The sequence below is a fragment of the Rhodococcus aetherivorans genome (assembly GCF_011058165.1).
In the GTDB taxonomy this organism is placed as follows: Bacteria; Actinomycetota; Actinomycetes; order Mycobacteriales; family Mycobacteriaceae; genus Rhodococcus; species Rhodococcus aetherivorans.
Map to the genome: position 1 here is coordinate 1 of NZ_JAALEG010000077.1, position 17608 is coordinate 17608.

General features: G+C 64.9%; 11 protein-coding genes. 9 read left to right on the plus strand and 2 right to left on the minus strand.

The window, feature by feature from the left end; all coding sequences use genetic code 11:
• The 5 genes from G6039_RS23425 to G6039_RS23445 all read left to right on the plus strand — a co-directional run.
• On the plus strand, nucleotides 1–779 hold a 779-nt coding region (locus G6039_RS23425), incomplete at its 5' end, for a hypothetical protein (protein ID WP_206531283.1).
• Between the two features lies 1 nt (nucleotide 780).
• Nucleotides 781–2919: an ATP-binding protein gene (locus tag G6039_RS23430; protein ID WP_051446164.1), complete on the plus strand. Its 2139-nt coding sequence runs from the start codon at nucleotides 781–783 to the stop codon at nucleotides 2917–2919.
• A complete protein-coding gene (locus tag G6039_RS23435) occupies nucleotides 2916–6647 on the plus strand; it encodes an eCIS core domain-containing protein (RefSeq protein WP_161780461.1) in 3732 nt (1243 codons plus the stop codon). Before G6039_RS23430 ends, G6039_RS23435 begins: the two co-directional genes overlap by 4 nt.
• A 32-nt stretch (nucleotides 6648–6679) precedes the next feature.
• Nucleotides 6680–8290, plus strand: coding sequence for a glycosyltransferase family 2 protein (locus G6039_RS23440; protein WP_051446166.1), 1611 nt, complete (start codon nucleotides 6680–6682; stop codon nucleotides 8288–8290).
• Nucleotides 8291–8861: 571 nt separating this feature from the next.
• Nucleotides 8862–9593 carry an AfsR/SARP family transcriptional regulator gene (locus tag G6039_RS23445; RefSeq protein WP_161780462.1) on the plus strand — a complete coding sequence of 244 codons (732 nt, stop codon included), beginning with the start codon at nucleotides 8862–8864 and terminating at the stop codon, nucleotides 9591–9593.
• Between the two features lie 16 nt (nucleotides 9594–9609).
• Here G6039_RS23445 and G6039_RS23450 read toward each other — a convergent pair whose 3' ends face one another.
• Together G6039_RS23450 and G6039_RS23455 are read right to left on the minus strand one after the other, a co-directional pair.
• Entirely contained in the window at nucleotides 9610–10326 is a 717-nt protein-coding gene (locus G6039_RS23450; RefSeq protein WP_161780463.1) for an AfsR/SARP family transcriptional regulator, read from the minus strand.
• A 510-nt stretch (nucleotides 10327–10836) separates the two neighbouring features.
• A complete protein-coding gene (locus tag G6039_RS23455) occupies nucleotides 10837–11889 on the minus strand; it encodes an endonuclease/exonuclease/phosphatase family protein (protein ID WP_051446169.1) in 1053 nt (350 codons plus the stop codon).
• A gap of 217 nt (nucleotides 11890–12106) precedes the next feature.
• Here G6039_RS23455 and G6039_RS23460 point away from each other — a divergent pair, with 217 nt between their 5' ends.
• The 4 genes from G6039_RS23460 to G6039_RS23475 all read left to right on the plus strand — a co-directional run bounded on the left by G6039_RS23460 (nucleotide 12107) and on the right by G6039_RS23475 (nucleotide 16607).
• Nucleotides 12107–12466 carry a hypothetical protein gene (locus G6039_RS23460; protein ID WP_200868126.1) on the plus strand — a complete coding sequence of 120 codons (360 nt, stop codon included), beginning with the start codon at nucleotides 12107–12109 and terminating at the stop codon, nucleotides 12464–12466.
• Between the two features lie 164 nt (nucleotides 12467–12630).
• Complete coding sequence (locus G6039_RS23465) at nucleotides 12631–14817, plus strand: WD40/YVTN/BNR-like repeat-containing protein (RefSeq protein ID WP_152103832.1); 2187 nt, start codon at nucleotides 12631–12633, stop codon at nucleotides 14815–14817.
• Nucleotides 14818–15559: 742 nt separating this feature from the next.
• Nucleotides 15560–16033, plus strand: coding sequence for an XRE family transcriptional regulator (locus G6039_RS31490; protein ID WP_373867479.1), 474 nt, complete (start codon nucleotides 15560–15562; stop codon nucleotides 16031–16033).
• A 403-nt stretch (nucleotides 16034–16436) separates the two neighbouring features.
• On the plus strand, nucleotides 16437–16607 hold the full coding sequence (locus G6039_RS23475; protein ID WP_162472573.1) for a hypothetical protein: 171 nt from the start codon (nucleotides 16437–16439) through the stop codon (nucleotides 16605–16607).
• Nucleotides 16608–17608: the final 1001 nt, after the last annotated feature.

A 17608-nucleotide genomic window follows, 5' to 3' on the forward strand; every position in this document is an offset into this window, starting at 1 on the left:
AACCCGCCCAGCCTCGCACCCCAACCCCGCTGGCAACCGCCACAGCGGCCCGCAGGGAACAGTTCCGGACTGGCGCGCCGCGGCGGCAGGCGCAGCGCCCGGACATCCGGTCGCCATCCGCCGCTCGCAATGCCGACCCGATCGTCACCGCCACCGGCGTGATCACCGAACTGGGTGGGGCCTTCTTCCTCGTGGAGTTCGTGCGAACACTTCGACTGCCCGAACGTTTCGAGGACGACTGGCAGCTGGCGTCCCGGTTGGGGTGGTGGGGCACGATTGAGATCCTCGCCCGCAGCCTGGTCCCCCGTAACCCGGCCCGAGCCCGCGATCCCATCTGGACCGTGCTCACCGAACTGGCGGGTGGCCGACCGACGTTCGAGCGCGCCAGATCGATTCCGGCCCATGCGCCGACCACCGACCCCGGCGGACTCATCCCGCAGGCCGAGATGTCGACCGAGGTCACGTGGGCGCCGGTCGACACCACACTGGCCGGTCCGGCCCGCCACGGGCTGCGTCGCTGGTTGGAGTGCACCCGGGCACCGTTGTGCTCGCTGCTGGCCGACAGGCTCGACTGCCGACCGGACGATATGTTCGAGGCCCTCATCGAACGGCGTGCCCGCGTGGCACACGACCGCACCCATGTCGATGTCCACTACGAGCTGGCCAGCGCCACCGTCGCGGTGCGGCGCGCCGGACTGGATCGCGATCCCGGCTGGGTACCCGCGCTCGGCCGGGTCATCACGTTCCACTTCGACGACGACCTCGACGGGGGGGGCTGACATGACCGCCAAGGACATCCACGCCGGCGGCGACGCACAGGAATCAGCCCGGACACAGCGGGCAGACCAGCCCGACGCACTCCTAGAGGACGTCGAACCGTCACCGGCGAGCTACTTTCAGGTCAATGTCCACGCCGCGGTGTTGCTGCTCGTCGACCACCTCCGAGACCTCGACGGTGCACCTGACCTGCGCACGGTGCTGAACAACTACCCGTTCCTTACCGGCTACCTCGACGCGATCATGCCGTTCCTGCCGCCAGGCGTCACCTGGCAGCAGGCCCACCGATGGTGGGCGCGCCGAATCGCCGCCTGGGAACATCCCGACCGCACGGCGCTGGCCCTGTGCCGACTCGGGGCAGCACTGTCGCTCAGCGACGTCGCACGAGCGCAGCTGCTGCTGGCCGGCCTGGCCGAGGAGGACTCCCGCTTCGGGCAGATCTTCGCCGACCTCAACGGCGGCCTCTCCCGGCGGCCCACCTTCGAGACACTCACCGCCGTCGGGGGCCACCTCGACGCTGGTGAAGCCCTGCGCGGTGCGCTGCTGTTGATCGACCGTGCTGTGCTGACCGTCACCCACCGCGACGGTCCACGCTCGGAATGGGTGCTGTCCACCTCGGCCGAGCTGTGGGACCAGATCCGTGGCGACGCGCCGCCCCGACCGGACCATCGGCCGGTCACCCTGCTGCCCAAGCTAGCCGATCTGGTCGTCGACGACACCGTCGTCGCGCGATGCCGCCGAGTCGCCGACCGGTGGACCGAATTCGACCTCATCACGTTGCGCGGGGCCGCCGGATCGGACCGGCTCACCCTCGCCGCGGCCATCGCCCAAGCCGCAGGCAAAGGGCTGCTGACCGTCGACGCGGCCGAACTCGCCAGCGGCAGATGGGACGGGGTGGGTGCACTGGCCGCCGCACTCGACGCGGTTCCCGTGGTGGAGCTGGACCTGGCACCGGGCGACACCGCGACCGTGCCGCGCCCGGCGGGACTGCCCGGGCCGATTGTCGTCGTCCTCGGCGGCACCGGTGGGGTTGACCGCCGCGGTCACGACAGGGCCGTGTCGCTGGAGCTGCCCGCGCTCGACGCCGCCGGCCGGGCCCGCCGGTGGCGCCAGGCGTTGGGCCCCGCCCCCGTCGACGATATCGACGGCATCGCCGCCGCGTGCCGGCTGCAAGGCGCCCACATCGATCGGGTCGCGCGCTCGGCGATCTCATTAGCGACGATCGACGGCGCCCCCGCGGTTCGGCTTGACCACGTCCGCGCAGCGGCCGACGAGCTGCAACACCAGCTGCTCGACACCCTGGCGACCAAACTCGAGGTCACCGGGAGTTGGGACGATGTCGTCGTCGGCGACTTCACCGCTGTCAAGCTCACCGAACTGCACGCCCGCTGCCAACACCGCGACGTCCTGGCCGCCAGCATGGGGCCCGCCTACGGTGTCGGCACCCAAGTCGGGGTGCGTGCCCTGTTCACCGGGCCCAGCGGCACCGGCAAGACGCTCGCCGCCCGGGTGCTCGGTAACCAGCTCGGGCTCGACGTGTACCGGGTCGACCTCGCTGCGATCATCAACAAGTACGTCGGCGAAACCGAGAAGAACCTGCACCGCATCCTCACGACCGCCGAAGAGCTCGACGTGATGCTGCTCATCGACGAAGGAGACTCACTGCTCGGCCGCCGCACCGAGGTGCGATCCGCGAACGACCGCTTCGCCAACCTCGAAACGAACTATCTGCTGCAACGGCTCGAGCATTACCGCGGCATCATCGTGATCACCACAAACGCCGCCGACCACATCGACTCCGCGTTCCAGCGACGGATGGATGTCGTCGTTGCCTTCACCCCACCCACGCAGGCTGAACGGGCCGGAATCTGGCGGCTGCACCTGCCCGACAACCATCAGGTGCCCGAGTCGCTGATCACCGAACTGGCCCACCGCTGCACAATGACCGGCGGCCAGATCCGCAACGCCGTACTGCACGCCACCCTGTTGGCGCTGGGGGAGAACCGCCCGGTAACGGCCCGCCACCTCGACCAGGCCATCGCCGGCGAGTACCAGAAAGCGGGCGCCTCCTCACCGTACGATCCCAGCGGCCGGCAATGCAGCGTATCGCGGGCCCGTTCGTTCCAGCAGGTGATCGCGTGACGTACGTCCGCGCTTCCGCGCGGCGACCCAACCGCACCGCCGAGGGGCGCCGCCAGCGATCAGACGGCCCAGCCGCGGTGCGATCACACCCAGCGGTCGGCCGCCCGCGGGTCACGATGCCTCAGCTCAAGACCCAGGTGTCACAGCCCGGTGAACCCATGGAGCGGGAGGCCGACGCAGTCGCGGCCCGCGTAACCTCACGGTCGTCACCCGGCGGACCACAGCCAGCCGCGAACGACTTGGTTCAACGCACGGTCGACGAGGACGTGCACCGCACGGCAGAAGAAGACGTGCAACGCACGGGAGAAGAAGACGTGCAACGCACGGCGGAAGAAGAGGTACAACGCGCCGTCGACGAGGACGCCCAACGGCGCGAAGCGCCGGGTGGCTCGGCGCCAAGAATCACCGCTCGGACCGCCCGCACGATCGCCCAACCAGGTAGCGGATCGCCGATGCCGACGTCGGTACGACGCACGATCGAACCCCACGTCGACACCCACCTCGGCGGGGTCCGCGTCCACGACGGGGCCGACGCCGTCCACGCCGCCACCAGCCTGCACGCGCGGGCCTTCACCGTCGGCAACAACATCTTCCTCAACCGCGGCGAGTCGCCGCACGACGTGTCGCTGATGGCACACGAGTCGGCCCACGTCGTCCAGCAGGGCGGCGCACTCAACCGCAGCTCACACATCGCCCGCATACCCGACGAGGCTCAGCGCCTGCCCGACCTCATCACCGACGAACTCGCCGACTACGCGCGTCACGTTCCCGGCTACACGCTGCTCACCTATGTCATCGAGTACGATCCGCTGCGCGGAATCCGTGTCGAACCCACCGCGATGGCACTGATCGAAGGGCTCATGGGGCTGGTGCCATTCGGCACCTTCGTCTTCGACCAGCTCCGCGAACTCGGTATCCTTGACAAGGCGTTCAACTTCGTGCGGACGCAGCTCGCCACCTTCGATCTGTCGCTCGCCCGCCTGGAGCGGGCGATCGAGGAGGCGTGGGACGAGATGGACTTCGCCCGCCTCGACCCGTTCGACTACAACCTCGGCGTACTGACCCGGCACGTGCACCGTCTGCTCGACGACGTCCGCGGCTTCGCATCCTCGCTGCTCTCCAGCGTCATGGACCTCATCAAGGACACGTTGCTAGGCGTCGCGGAGGACCTCCTCGCCGAGAACAAGGCGTGGTCGCTCATCAGGAAGATCCTGCACTACGATCCGCTGCGCGACGAAGCGGTCGACGCGTCTACCGTCGAGATCCTTGAGGACTTCCTGACGCTCATCGGGAAGGAGCAGGAACTCGGGCAGATGCGGGTGCGGGGAACCCTGCAGAAGACCGCCGACTGGCTCGACACACAAGTCGGCACCTTCAAGGATTTGCTGACCGAGCTCACCGGGCTGTTCTCCGCCGCATGGGACGCGATCCAGCCATCCAACCTGCCCGACCTGCCAACCACCCTGCCGGCTCTCGTTCAACGCGCGGGCGCGTTTCTGCGGCGCGTCTGGGACTTCGCGACCACGGTTGCCGCCCAAGTCATCCAGCTCATCAAGGACGCCCTGCTGGGGTGGCTGGCCTCCTTCGTCGACGAGGTTCCGGGCTTCCACATGATCACGGTGATCCTCCGCAAAAACCCGTTTACAGGTGAAGTGGTACCTCGCACGGCGGAGAACATCATCCGCGGCTTCATCACGCTGATCCCGGGGGGCAACGCCATCTACGACCGCCTCGCGGAGACCGGCATCATCGCCGAGGCCGGCGCGCGCATCGAGGGGGCCATCGCCGACCTGGGCATCTCCTGGGCGTTCATCGTCGGTCTGTTCAAAGGCGTCTGGGACGCCGTCGTCTCAATCGAGACACTCATCGATCCGATTGGCGTGTTCACCCAGGTCCGCGACCAGTTCGGCGAACCGATCGCCCGGCTGTTCGCCTTCATTCGGATCGTCCTGCAGACCATGTTCGAGATCCTGCTCGCCCTGATGAACTTCCCGACCGATCTCGTTGGCCGGATCATCGACAACGCGATGCAGGCCTACGAGCACATCAAACTCGACCCCATTGGCTTTCTGCTCAACATGCTGGCAGCCGTCAAACTCGGGTTCTCCAACTTCTTCGACAACATCCTCACCCACCTGACTGCCGGCCTCGTCGACTGGCTGTTCCGAGGGCTGCGGTCAGCCGGCATCGAACCCCCCAAGGATCTGTCGTTCGCATCAATTCTGGATATCGTGCTCCAAGTCCTCGGTATCTCGGTTGAACGGATCTGGGAGAAGCTCGCCCAGCGGTTCGGGCAAGAGACAATCGATCGCATCCGCGGCGCCATCGACCAGGTCGTCGGCATCTGGACCCTCGTCCGGGACATCTCCGAGCGCGGGATCAGCGCCCTGTGGGAATATGTCGAGAGTCAGCTGAGCAACCTATGGAACACGGTGTTGCAGGCGGCGACCGACTGGGTCATGGAACAGATCGTCAACCGGGTGGTCACCAAGCTGCTGAGCATGCTCGACCCAACCGGGATCATGGCCGTCATCAACGGATTCATCGCCTTCTTCAACGCGGTCCAGTCCGCGATCGAGTACCTTCGCGAAATCCTCGAAATCATCGACAGCTACGTTGCGACGTTCACCGCCGTCGCGGCGGGCGACATCGAACCCGGGGCGGCGCGCCTGGAAGGCGGACTGGCGGCCGCGATCCCCGTGGCGATCGGTTTCCTCGCCAACCAGGTCGGCCTCGGCAACATCGGCGCGAAGATCGCCGAAATCATCGGTCGCGTCCGCGAATTCGTGAACCAAGCGCTCGACTGGTTGATCAACAAGTTGGCGGCAATGGTGGACGGTGTGCTCGCGATGATCCGCGGCGAGGGAACTGAGGGGGCTGGCCCTGACGCGGGTTCAGACGACTTCAAATTCCATGAGGACATCCAAACAGGGGGCGAGCACCACAACGTCGACAATAAGCCGGGATCCTACGAACTAGTGATGTCGTCGAACAGAGCGTCTCTCTTGAGCAACCATCCAAGCGATGACGTCAAGGCGGCGTACAAGGCATATCTGGATGCGGTGGCGGCCGCAACCACCAAGACGGCTCGCAAGAAGGCCGCGGACAAGCACTCGGCGATGATCGTGGCCAAAATCAAGGCTGCTGGAAGTCCGGACGCTCCCCGTGCCAGCGCTCCCGGGCTGGGAAATGTCGCTGAGCACACCTCTCAGCAGAAGAGACTCACGAAAGTCGACATTCCGGTGTGGGCGATGGAATCAGAACACGTGATACCACGGGGTTTCCTTGACGCAGCCTTGACCGGGACAGGGGAGAGGGGCGTTCCAGCATCGGGGACTGAGTACAACCAGATGCATACTGTGCTGATCTACAAGGGTGCAGCCGATGAGAAGACAGAAGGGGACGCAGGAGACACCAGCTTGTGGAGTGAGATCAACGCGAAAATACACAAAGCATCGCGCACTGTTGCGAGCTCCCCGAATCCTAGTGCGCAGCTGCCGGCCTTCACAAACAAGATTCACGATCTACTAAACGACGCCTTCCGTGTGGCGCGTGTGAACACCTACGCTGCGATCGTCGTCGAGAACGAGAAAAACGGTGCGGCCCGGGGGCCCGTCGGCAAGCCCGAGCCGCCATCTCCCGGCAAGAGTCGAGTGGACGATGCCTACCGGAAGCAACTGGGGGATATCGAGCGGATTATCGGACGGCGAATGCAGAGTCAGCTTTGATAGATATGTGCGGGCCACTCGTGTCATGCGTAATGCCGACGTTCAACCGGCGCCGGTTCGTTCCTGATGCAATCGAAAGCTTCCGACTGCAAACGTATCGGAGCCGCGAACTCGTCATCGTCGATGACGGCACCGACCCGGTAGGCGATCTCGTCCCGGACAATCCCACGATTCGCTACGTCCACCTCCAGCAACGGCTTTCCACCGGCGAGAAACGCAACGCTGCGTGTCGCGCGGCCCGCGGCAAGATCATCGTGCACTGGGACGACGACGACTGGTCATCGCCAGACCGCGTCGATGTTCAGGTCTCCGCGCTACTGGAGTCCGGTGCCGATATCTGCGGCATGCGCGAACTGCTCTTCTACGACCCAGCCGCCGACCGCGGCTGGCGGTACCGGTACCCTCCGCGCGCCCGACCCTGGGTCGCCGGCGGCACGATGTGTTATCGCCGCAGCCTTTGGGAGGCGCACCCGTTTCCTGACGTCCGCCAGGGCGAGGACACCCGGTTCGTATGGTCGAGCCGATCGATACGTGTCCACACCATCGAACGTCTCGACCTCTACGTCGCGACAATCCACCAGGCCAACACCAGCGCCAAGCGCACGTCGGGAAGCCGGTGGGTGAGCGTCCCGATCGACGAGATACTCGCCGTCATGGGGGAGGCCGCCCACCGCTATCGATCCACACCGGTTCACCCGGTCGCCGGCTGCTCAAGCCGAATCACGACGCGCGCGAATCGCACGCGCACGCCGTCCATCGGCTGCGCCGCACCCGACATGCGCGCCGACGCCGCACACGTCACGGTGTCGATCCCGCATCACGGGCCCAACACGTACCTGCGCGCCGCAGCGGAAAGCGTTCTTGCCCAGACACACAACGCACTCACGTGCGTTGTGATATCCGACGGCGACCCCGCAGACCTCGACGTACTCGCCGACATTGACGATGCGCGGCTGGTCCGATACACGCTCGCCGAGCATCACGGGCGCTGCTTCGCCGATCAGGTCGTGCTCGACGCCATCTCGAGCCCGTACTACCTGGTCCACGACTCCGACGAGTGGAGTGCCCCCACCCGCGTCGAGCGTCTCCTGAGCGAGCTGGAGCGCACCGGTGCGGATGTGTGCCTGAGTGACGTCATTCACCACGACCGGCGGACAGACAGCATGCGAACGTGGCGTCACGGCTGGCCCCGCCTGCACGATCCCGTCGGCCCGCACCTGGTGCATCGGGCACGCTATCAGGGGCTCTACCGTGCCGAGATCGTGCGCCGGATCGGCGGCTGGTACGCCGGCCACCGTGTAGGGTTCGACGCCGCTGTGCTCGATCTGGTGTTGATCGTCGGCGGCAGAATCACCTCGATCGAGGAGCCGCTGTATCACCGAAACGTCCGGAACGGGGTGTTTCACCCGTTTGCTTTGATCGCTCGAAACACTCCAGAGCGGAGCCGCGCAACTCGTGAACTTCGCGAGCTGTACCGCCGTGCGTACGAAGCGACCACAGTCCACCGCGACCACGACGCCGCATCACACGTTCGGCGCCTGGTCACCACGGGCCGAAGCGCAGACGCCGAGTCCGCACTGCGAAGCGAGGCGGCCATTCTGGCCGCGCGCCTGCCGAGTCGAATCGTGGCGCGGGTGAAATAGTCGCACCAGGTCCGCGCGCTCTCCTCAGCGGCGTGGGGCTGGTCATAACCACCGCAGCCACGGGCTGGCAGTCGAGCCGGGCGCCGAGCTTGCAGGGTGATTGGTTCGCGGCGCAGAGTCCAGGAGCGGCTCACAGATCGCCGTGCAGTTGTGTATCGCGCTCGATTTGTCGGTGCAATGACCTATGGCGCTCTCGCCCAAGTTTTCGGCGGCGCACCTGGCGACCCAGATGTGCCGTTGCCGAAACCGCCGCTGCCGTTCAACCGGACGGGTCGAGGATGGTGAGGGGAACCGCTTCGGGAAACGAAGAAGTTCACAATTGGAGGGAGATAGCCCGCGCCGCAGAGGCGGGAACGGAGTCAAGGCAGTGCGCGACCACCACACCTCAGATTCACTTGCCGATTCCTCAACCCGGTAGTCGGCAACCCCTAGGGACCCGATCAGATCGGATGTAAAACCCTGCCGATTTCGCCCACCGCGGAATGCGATGGGCTATCGTGGGGTTTGCTTCTCGTGGTCCTGTAATGCAGTGTCGCCCTCGCGATGCAGCAGTGGGAGGGACAGGAATGAGATGAGGCTCCAACGTGCGTTGAATCGCTCGGTTTCGCCGTCTCCGCCGGTCCGGTTAGGGCTGCTGGGCGGATTCGAACTCGTTGTCGACGGCGCACGCGTCGATGTGCCGGCCAGCGCGCAACGCGTTGTTGCCTTCTTGGCGCTGCGTGGCCGCTCGGAACCTCGCGCGACAGTGTCATCCGAGTTGTGGCTTGACGTTCCTGTCGAGCGCGCTGCGGCGAACCTGCGCAACGCCCTCTGGCGACTCCACACGCTGCGACAGCGGGTGATCGCCGAGAAGTGCTCCAGGCTGGGTCTAGCAGCCGAGGTCTCAGTCGACGTCGAGGCCGTCGTGGCGACGGCGCGAAAGATCCTCACGGCGGGTCACAACGCACCTATCGACTTGGACATCCTTTCGCTCGACCTGCTGCCGCACTGGGACGAGGATTGGGTTCTGTTCGAGCGCGAGCGTCTGCGTCAGCTACGCCTTCACGCGATGGAGAGCCTGGCCGACCAGTTGCGCGGCAGCGGTCGTTTCGCCGAGGCAGTCGAGGCGGGCCTCTCTGCGGTGGCCGCCGATCCCTTACGGGAGAGCGCGCAGCGCGCACTGATAGGGGCATACCTCGCCGAAGGAAACGTCGCGGACGCACGACGACAATTCATGATGTACCGCCGACTCCTATGGGCGGACCTCGGTGTCTCACCATCGCCGGAGCTCACTCGGCTGGTTGGGTTCGATTCGTCCCTATGAACAGTCACGAGCTCGTTCAGTTCACGTCAACGCCGTTGGCGCATCTCCCGCGCCGCCAGAATAGCTCCTCAAGTTCGCGGGATGGGGCGAGACGGGGGTCGAACGCCAGTCTCTTCCGGTAGCCGTCAAGCGTTCGGTGGGCATCGCGCTCATTGCCCTCGGCAAGGTGTGCCTCGATGAGCAGCCGGTACGGGCTTTCCCTCAGCGGATCGATCGACATCGCTGTTAGCGACAGGTGAATCGCAGTCGCCGCATCACCGTCCGTCAATGCCTTTTGAGCGCGCGATTCGAGGAAGTGCAAGCTCAACTGCCGAAGTCGCTCGCGTTCGATCGTTAACCAATCGTCATACCAGTCTGGGAGAAGATCGGCCAACAGCAGCTGAAAAGGCAGGGCCCCGTCCAATCCCGCTGCGTCGCCTCCGCGCGCGAGCTCCTCGAGACCGTGACGAACGTCGACCCAGACATGGGTATTCAGCCTCAGATGCGTCGAGCTGACGACGACTATCTCTGCTGACACCCGCCGCAGCCGCCACAACGCCGACCGGAGGCTCGCTCTCGCACGTTCTTCGGAATGGTCGGGCCACAGCTGAAGCGCGGCGAACTCACGGTCGACCCCGCGGGGCGTGAGCGCAACGAACGCCAGCAGACGTTGCTGAACCGGCTGGAGCGTCGCAGGACTCCCGCTAATGGTGAGCTCGAATCCGCCGATTAGGTGAAGCTGTACGTCGGGCATCATTGTCTCCGGTTTGGACCTGTGCCCAATAGGGTGCCGACCACTCGACACCTCATCATCACCGTCGACGTCTCCGCAGCGTCGCGGCTGTATCCCGAACTCCGGTCGGCGCCGGTCTACGGCGCGTCTTGAGGGTCCTCACTGCCCCTGGCGAAAACCTGGATCTCGGTTTCGACCAGTCCCAGGATCGCGTCAATGCCGCGCGCACAAACGCCATCGTCTGACGGGCCGGTTAGCAGTCGGCCACGGACCAGCCGGTCATGAGGTTCGATCCATAGCCGCAGCACGAGGACGGCGTCACGCGCTGGATGGTCCACCTGCAGTAGTTCACCGGCGTCGCATCAAACGAACATCACCGCGCATTCACCGGAGGTCATGATCTGAACCAGCAACGCGGGAGCGTGGGAACTGCTTACTGCCAGGTCAACTCGGGGAGTCCTTGGTAGTTCTGGCAGTGGTCGCGCGGACAGCTGTCGGTTTAGCAGACGAGCCCTGCTTCGCAGGTGAAAATTAGTGCATGGGGCTGTTTTTGAGCCGCCTTAGGCTTGAGCCATAACCTATCGCAGCGTCTGCTTCTGTGACTGTCATCGTGATGGGGAAGTGGTCGGAAAAACCGTTTCGGTCAATCGGCTTGCCCATCCCACCGAACGGTCTTGGTTTCCGGTAAGTGCCTGGGTGAATGGTTGCCGGGAGTTTGAGGATTTGCACCGAGGCCGGGTCGGCCTTCATCGGAGCCGGGTCGATGACCATGTTCTTGTTCACCAGGAACTGGTCAAGCATGTTGGGCTCGTTATTGAAATAGAAGCTTCCGTCCGGTGCGCCGGCACTCGGCCACATGAGATTCCAGAGCAGCGGGTTCTGCCGTGTCGAGATCACCTTCGACTTTTGCCGTGTGCTCAATGCGTGCCGTACCAGGGAGGTGTCAAAAGGTTCGTCGTTGAAATCTCCCATTGCAAGGACAGGGGTCTGCGGCCCGTGCACTTCCAGAACCCGTTCGTGGAAGTAGCCGAGCGTCTCGCCGGCGATGGCCCGGTAGCCGGCAGACTCGGACTGCCCGCCGCTGCGCGAGGGCCAGTGGTTTCCGAACACCGCCCAGGTGCGGGCAGCGGCGGTTTTGGTCTTGAAGTTGACCTGAACGATTTCACGAGTGGCGTTTCGGCGCATCACCACGTGGAAGAACACCGAGCCCGCTGGAGGAGCTTCGAACAGGGATTCGTCGAAAATGAAGGCGATGTCGATGCCGCGGGCGTCGCTCGTGTCTGCATGAACAATTGAGTAGTTCCGCGGTGCAGGGATTTTGTCGTTCACCGCGGCGACGAGTCGATCCACGACGAAACGGTTCTCGACCTCACACACTCCGAGCAGGTCGGGTCCTTGTCCGGTGTTCATCGTAGCTATCACTGCGGCAAGTTGGTTAATCTTGCGATCGCGAAGTTCGGGGGTCCATCCGGCGATGCTTTCCTTAATTGCGCGAAATACTTTGTCGGTACGTCGCTCCGGTGGGGCGTTCTCTTCATCGAACAAGTTTTCGAGGTTCCACCAGGCGAGGTGATAGGTCTGCATCCTCCCACCTCCATTGTCCTGTGTTGCTCACACGTCCCGTCGTGGCGACTGAGCGCGGCGTGGCTGGCGAAGACCGCTGATCACTGCGGGAAGCTCTACCGGCCCTCGCCGATCCGTGGATCCGGGCGCTCGATGTGAGGGGTGCTTTGTTCACGGTAGCCTGTCATCGGATCGTGCAAAAGACCAACGATCCGGCTCGGGCTTTGAGAAGATTATTATGGGTGTTGCGCTCGGAGCGATATCACGCAGCAGTTTCGGTATCCACATCTGCGCGGACGAGGGGTTCCGTGCCTTTTCGACGCCGGGAAATCTTGCCGGTTGGGGGTCGAATATGAGGACTGGGGGGAGAACCTTCGGTACTGCTCTTTACGTGCTGGCGGCGATTTCCGCCGTGGGGTTTGCGATGAACCTCGTATTCGGTCCGCAGTGGATCGAGGCCGTGTTCGGGATCGACCCGGATGGTGGCGACGGTTCGCTCGAGGCGCTGGTAGTCCTGGCGCCAGCCGTCGCCGCTGCGGTGTTCGCTGTCGCCGGGTTCGTTTTTAGGCGGCGTCGGCCTCGTCCGGAAGCGGCGTAATCGCATCCATCCCGGTGCAGCTCGAACACCTGCACGGCATGCGCCTGCCGCGGAAGCGGCGGCCACTGCATAGAACATGATTCGGTCGGCCGCATCCCCACGTCACGATGCTCGTGGCGCACGCCGGACTGAGTAATGCTTCTTGATCGAGGAGGTATATCTCCATGGCCCGCAATACAATTGTCGTTGATCGGGGGGACGCCGACCGGCCCCGGAAGTCAAAATCACCGACCGCTCGGCCGGATCCGACGACCACGCACAAGATGCGCAGCGTCTGGTTCCAGGCGCGGGAGGCCTGGCCCCTTCGCGAGTCACCGATCGATCTGCTCTTGCAGGAGCGTTCCCGAGTCCAGGCGGAGATGCCGCTCGCGCCAGAAAGCGACCGCTGGGCCTCGGTGGGTCCGTCGAACATCGGCGGGCGCATGACCTGCTTAATCTGCCATCCCGATCACCCGGAACGCCTGTGGGCTGGCGCGGCGGGGGGTGGTGTCTGGCACAGTCCCGATGCAGGCATGACATGGCGGTCGTTGTGGCACGACGAACCGTCGCTGAATGTCGGGTCACTTGCCCTTGATCCGCAGCAACCGGACACGCTCTACTGCGGTACTGGTGAGGCGAACCTGTCGGCGGATTCGCATCCGGGGATCGGCGTGATGCGCTCGTTGGATGCGGGTATCACGTGGCAGGTACTCGCACCAGCGGCCATCCTCGGCTTGCCGCGTCGAATCGGTGCTCTGGCCGTCGACCCGTTCGATTCCCGGCACTTGCTGGTCGGTGGTGTCGGCCACCGCCTGCGCGATGCCGCGGGCCTCTTTGTTTCACGTGACGGTGGCCTGTCCTGGGGTCGGGTACCTCTGGCCGGTCCGGCGGGATATCGCTGTCACGACATCCAATTCCGAACCGACGAAGAGGGGCTCATCTACGTCACGATCACCGCCCAAGGCGTGAACAGCGGCATTTGGCGGACGCACGACGGCGGTGCGACGTGGCAGCAACTCGGGGAGGGGCTTCCGGCGCCCGCTGCGATTGGTCGCACGTCACTTGCGCTCGCGCCCTCCGACCGGAATGTGCTGTATGCCCAGATCGAGCGTCAGGGCGCCGTACTGGGCGTTTTCCGTACCGGGGACGGCGGGGACACGTGGACCGCCGTGGGAGGAAGACACTTCGCGGCCGAGAGGCAGATGTCCTACAACAACACAATCGTTGTCCACCCTGCGGATGCGAACTGGGTGCTCTGCGGCGGCGTGGATCTGCATCGCACAAAAAACGGCGGCAGGACGTGGACCAAAGTGACGCGTTGGGACGCCGACCGAGGTAGCCGGACCTATGCGCACGCGGACCACCATGCGCTGGTGATGCCAGCCGGTGAACCGGGCGCCATCTATGACATGAACGACGGGGGGATGGATTTCAGCGCCGACGGCGGAACAGTCTGGGCGAACCGAAGCACCGGCCTGGCCACCAACATGTTCTACGACCTCGAGGTTGCCCAGGCCAATGACGACTTCATCGCCGGCGGCGCTCAGGACAACGGCACGCTGGCGACAGTCGATGGGCAAGCGCATACCTATTTCGAGCTCACCGGCGGGGACGGGGGCTGGGTTGTCATCGATCCTCAGGATCCGAATCATCTGTTCACCACCTGGCAATTCATGGGAATGATGCGCTTTCGCGCCAGCGACGGATGGAAGACGGTGTCCCCGCCGGAGGACCAGGCGAAACCTTGGATGATGTTCGTGGCGATGGATCCCAAGAACCGTAAGACGTTGTTCACCGGTTCGCGGCGGGTGTGGCGAACGAAGGATGATGGCGATACCTGGACGGCCGTGTCGGAGGTTCTCGATGGCAGCGACATCACGACCGTGGAGGTCGCACGAGCCGATGCCAAACGTGTCTATATCGGTACCGAGAACGGCGGATTCTTCCGCAGCTCGGACGGCGGCGCGACTTGGAGCGACAACCTTGCCAGCACGCTTCTACCGGGTCGCACCCTTACCCGGGTGCAGAGTCGGGCAGAGGATGCGGACGTGGTCTACGCCACGGTCGCCAACTTCGGCACACGCCACCTCTTCCGCTCCGCCGACGGGGGTCTGAACTGGACCGACATCGACCGCGGAGAGCTCCCCGACGCCCCTGCGCTGTCGATCGCGTTGCCGGCGGCACATCCCGAGCGGATCTACGTGTGCGGCGATGCCGGGGTCTTCGTCTCCGACGACGAGGGCTCTACTTGGGCGAACTTGACCGGCAACCTGCCGAATGTCCCGGTCGTCGACCTCGTCTATCACGAACAGGAGCACCTGCTCACCGCCGCGACCTACGGCCGGAGCATCTGGCGCCTGTCGGTGGACTGAACATCATTCGTCCCCGGTGTGACGGCTCTCGAACCACTTGGACCGTCCCTCGAGCGCGTCCGAGCCTTCGCCGAGCTTCGGTCCGGGAGCACCCCGGTAATAAAGCTGGAATCTCGACGGCTCCGGCGCTGTCCGGACGACGACACTGCCACCGGACCGGAGCAGACCGAGACCCGCAGTCCCCGCGGGCAGGGCCACGGCGAGTGAAGCGACGGACTGGGGCCGAGACGCGAGGAAGCTGGTCACAACGGCCGAGGAGGGCGGATCGATGAAGAGCACGTCCCCGACGGTGCCCGGGAGATCGAATCCCGCAATGTCGACGAGGTGGCGGGCGGATACGACAATAGCGCGCTCCCCCTCGGCCGTACGAAACCGCTGACAGTCGAGCGACGCATCCCGGAGTGTCATGTCGATGCGTTCGAACGGCCGGAGCCTGCGGCCGGTTGGGTCGAAGGACCCGACCGGTTCCCAATAGCCGGGCATCCTTACCTCCCTGTCGTCGTCACCGTCCAGCCTTGCACCAGTGGCATTCGCGCGGGCGGCGTCCCGTTAATCGAGGGGGCTGTATCTGCTGCGCAGCAGGGAACCGAGCGTCTTCGGACGGTGAACTGCGCTTCGATCCGGCCCATCACGCACTGTTCGTCGGGGTGTACGCGATCTCCACGTTGTTCGCCTCTGCCCACTCCGCCCCCAAGTGTTGATGCGTATCGTGTCACGCACGGCCAGAGTGATCGTGGCACAGATGTTCGCCGACGCCGACGCCGACCGGCTGGCTGGGGTGCGGCGGATCGGGATCGACGAGGTGTCCTACAAGAAAGGCCACAAGCACCTGATGGTACCGGGTGGACATCCCACGTGCCGACGATCGCTTCGACGATCATCTGAACCGACGCGAAGGGAAGTGAGGTCGATGGGCATCAGCCTCGAAGACATGCTCGCTAAGCGCCCGGTGAGACGGAACTCGGTCGAGGCGCACAAGGCTCGGATGCTCGACCAGGTCTGCGCCTACCGACTCAAAGAGTGGCGCAAGGCACAGCACCTGACCCAGAAGCGGGTGGCCCAGCGACTGGAGGTGGGGCAGAACCGGGTCTCGACCATCGAGCGCGGTGAGCTCGACCGTATCCAGCTCGACGCCCTGCGCCGTTACGTCGATGCGGTCGGCGGCACGCTGCGCATCGAAGTCGAACTCGGCGACGACCGGTTCCAGATCGCGTAGCACCGTAGAGCCGGGAAAGGTGTTCCTGCCTTGTCCCGGGGGAGCGATCGTTCGGAGTCGTCTCCCCGTCGCAGGCGCCGGCGCTCAGCGATCCGTATCCGGTCGGGCGCACCCGGAGGGTGCCCGCACGGACCCGTGCAGCAGCGGTAACCGGTGGATGAGCCGGCCCAGCCGGTCGATACCGGCAGCACCCACCGGTTCGCGACGCGGTTCGGTACGACGACCCACCACCAGGTCGCCGATCCGATCGCCGATCGACTGCGCTGGCCGCTCGACGAGGTGGCATCCGGTCACTTCACCGACGAGGCGACGGACGTCGACCGGCTCCGCGAGTTCGATCGCCGGATCGCATCGCAGGGGATGCGGAAAGGGGAAGTTGCGTCGGGCTCCAGGCTGACCTCTCGTGCACGCCTTCGTCGATGAGAACACCGACCGCAGCATCCTGGTGGCCGCAGCGGCGGATCCGCCGGCGCTCGATCAGGCGCACAGAACACCGGGCAGCGAGTATGCCCTCAAGGAGTACGGCATCACCGCACCAGCCGGGCACCGAAGCCGCAGTTCGGCATGCTCGTGAGCGACCGACATGGACGGATCCTCGCGTCCAGAGATGGTGGACGTCACGGGTTCGCATGTTCCGCAACTCGAGATTGTCCATGATGGATAATTTCGGTTATCCATCAATCACGCTGGAAAGCAAAGTGTTCCGGTCGACAGCCAGCATGTGACCCACCGCCCAACCGCGCAGTCCCTGCCGGAAACACCCCTACGAACGCGAGCTGCTCGCACGCCTGTCGACAGACATCGCGACGGGACCCTGGGGCCGGCAGAACCAGTCAGGGCCCGTCAGCACAGGCAACAGGTCCAGCGTGACCGAGGACGGCAATAGCGAGAGCCATATAGCCGTATCCACGCAGGGCGTGCACTGCTCGCACTGCATGCGTGCATCGTGCCCAGCAGGTCGAAGTCGGGCCCTGCCGATAGTTCTCGCATCTGTCTGTACTTGTCCCGGTTAAGCGCCGATAAGTGATTATGTCAGCGTGATCCGAGCACCGGCGCGCTCGGAGCGACGCGCCTGGTTCGGGTCGATCTGCACGGCACCCCGACCGTAGGGCCGCCCTTGAGCACTGACGTGACGTCCTATCAGCCGCTTCTGGCCGGCACCCCACCGATGATCTTCGACGGCACCGCTGCCTACCGAGTACTCGACGACCTCACCGTCCTTGAGGCCACCGCGTTGAGACCACCGCGTTGCCCGATCAAGTGCTGGGCGGCGGACAGATGGGGACCTGCTCTGGGTCGTCGGCCATCCCCCGGACGGGACGGGCCGTCGGCGGTGGTCGCCACTGTTGGGGCCCTCGACATACTCCGCCGATCGCCAATACTGGCTGTTCACCCGGCTCGAATCTGTCACGTTGGAGCCGGTCTCGAGCACCCCGATCCGCAGTCCCCACCCGGACGTCGCTGTCGACGGGGCTGGCACCGTGTGGGCCACTGCTATTGGGCTGCAGGCCGTTCCGCAGCAGCACATGACCGCACCGCTACTGCTCGATGTCGCTGATCTGCTCGACCGATCCC

Coding starts and splice junctions, on each gene's coding strand:
- G6039_RS23450 (WP_161780463.1), bottom strand. CDS start 10,326: ATGCCCGACGTACAGCTTCACCTAATCGGCGGATTCGAGCTCACCATT.
- G6039_RS23430 (WP_051446164.1), top strand. CDS start 781: ATGACCGCCAAGGACATCCACGCCGGCGGCGACGCACAGGAATCAGCC.
- G6039_RS23455 (WP_051446169.1), bottom strand. CDS start 11,889: ATGCAGACCTATCACCTCGCCTGGTGGAACCTCGAAAACTTGTTCGAT.
- G6039_RS23445 (WP_161780462.1), top strand. CDS start 8,862: ATGAGGCTCCAACGTGCGTTGAATCGCTCGGTTTCGCCGTCTCCGCCG.
- G6039_RS31490 (WP_373867479.1), top strand. CDS start 15,560: ATGTTCGCCGACGCCGACGCCGACCGGCTGGCTGGGGTGCGGCGGATC.
- G6039_RS23465 (WP_152103832.1), top strand. CDS start 12,631: ATGGCCCGCAATACAATTGTCGTTGATCGGGGGGACGCCGACCGGCCC.
- G6039_RS23440 (WP_051446166.1), top strand. CDS start 6,680: ATGCCGACGTTCAACCGGCGCCGGTTCGTTCCTGATGCAATCGAAAGC.
- G6039_RS23460 (WP_200868126.1), top strand. CDS start 12,107: ATGGGTGTTGCGCTCGGAGCGATATCACGCAGCAGTTTCGGTATCCAC.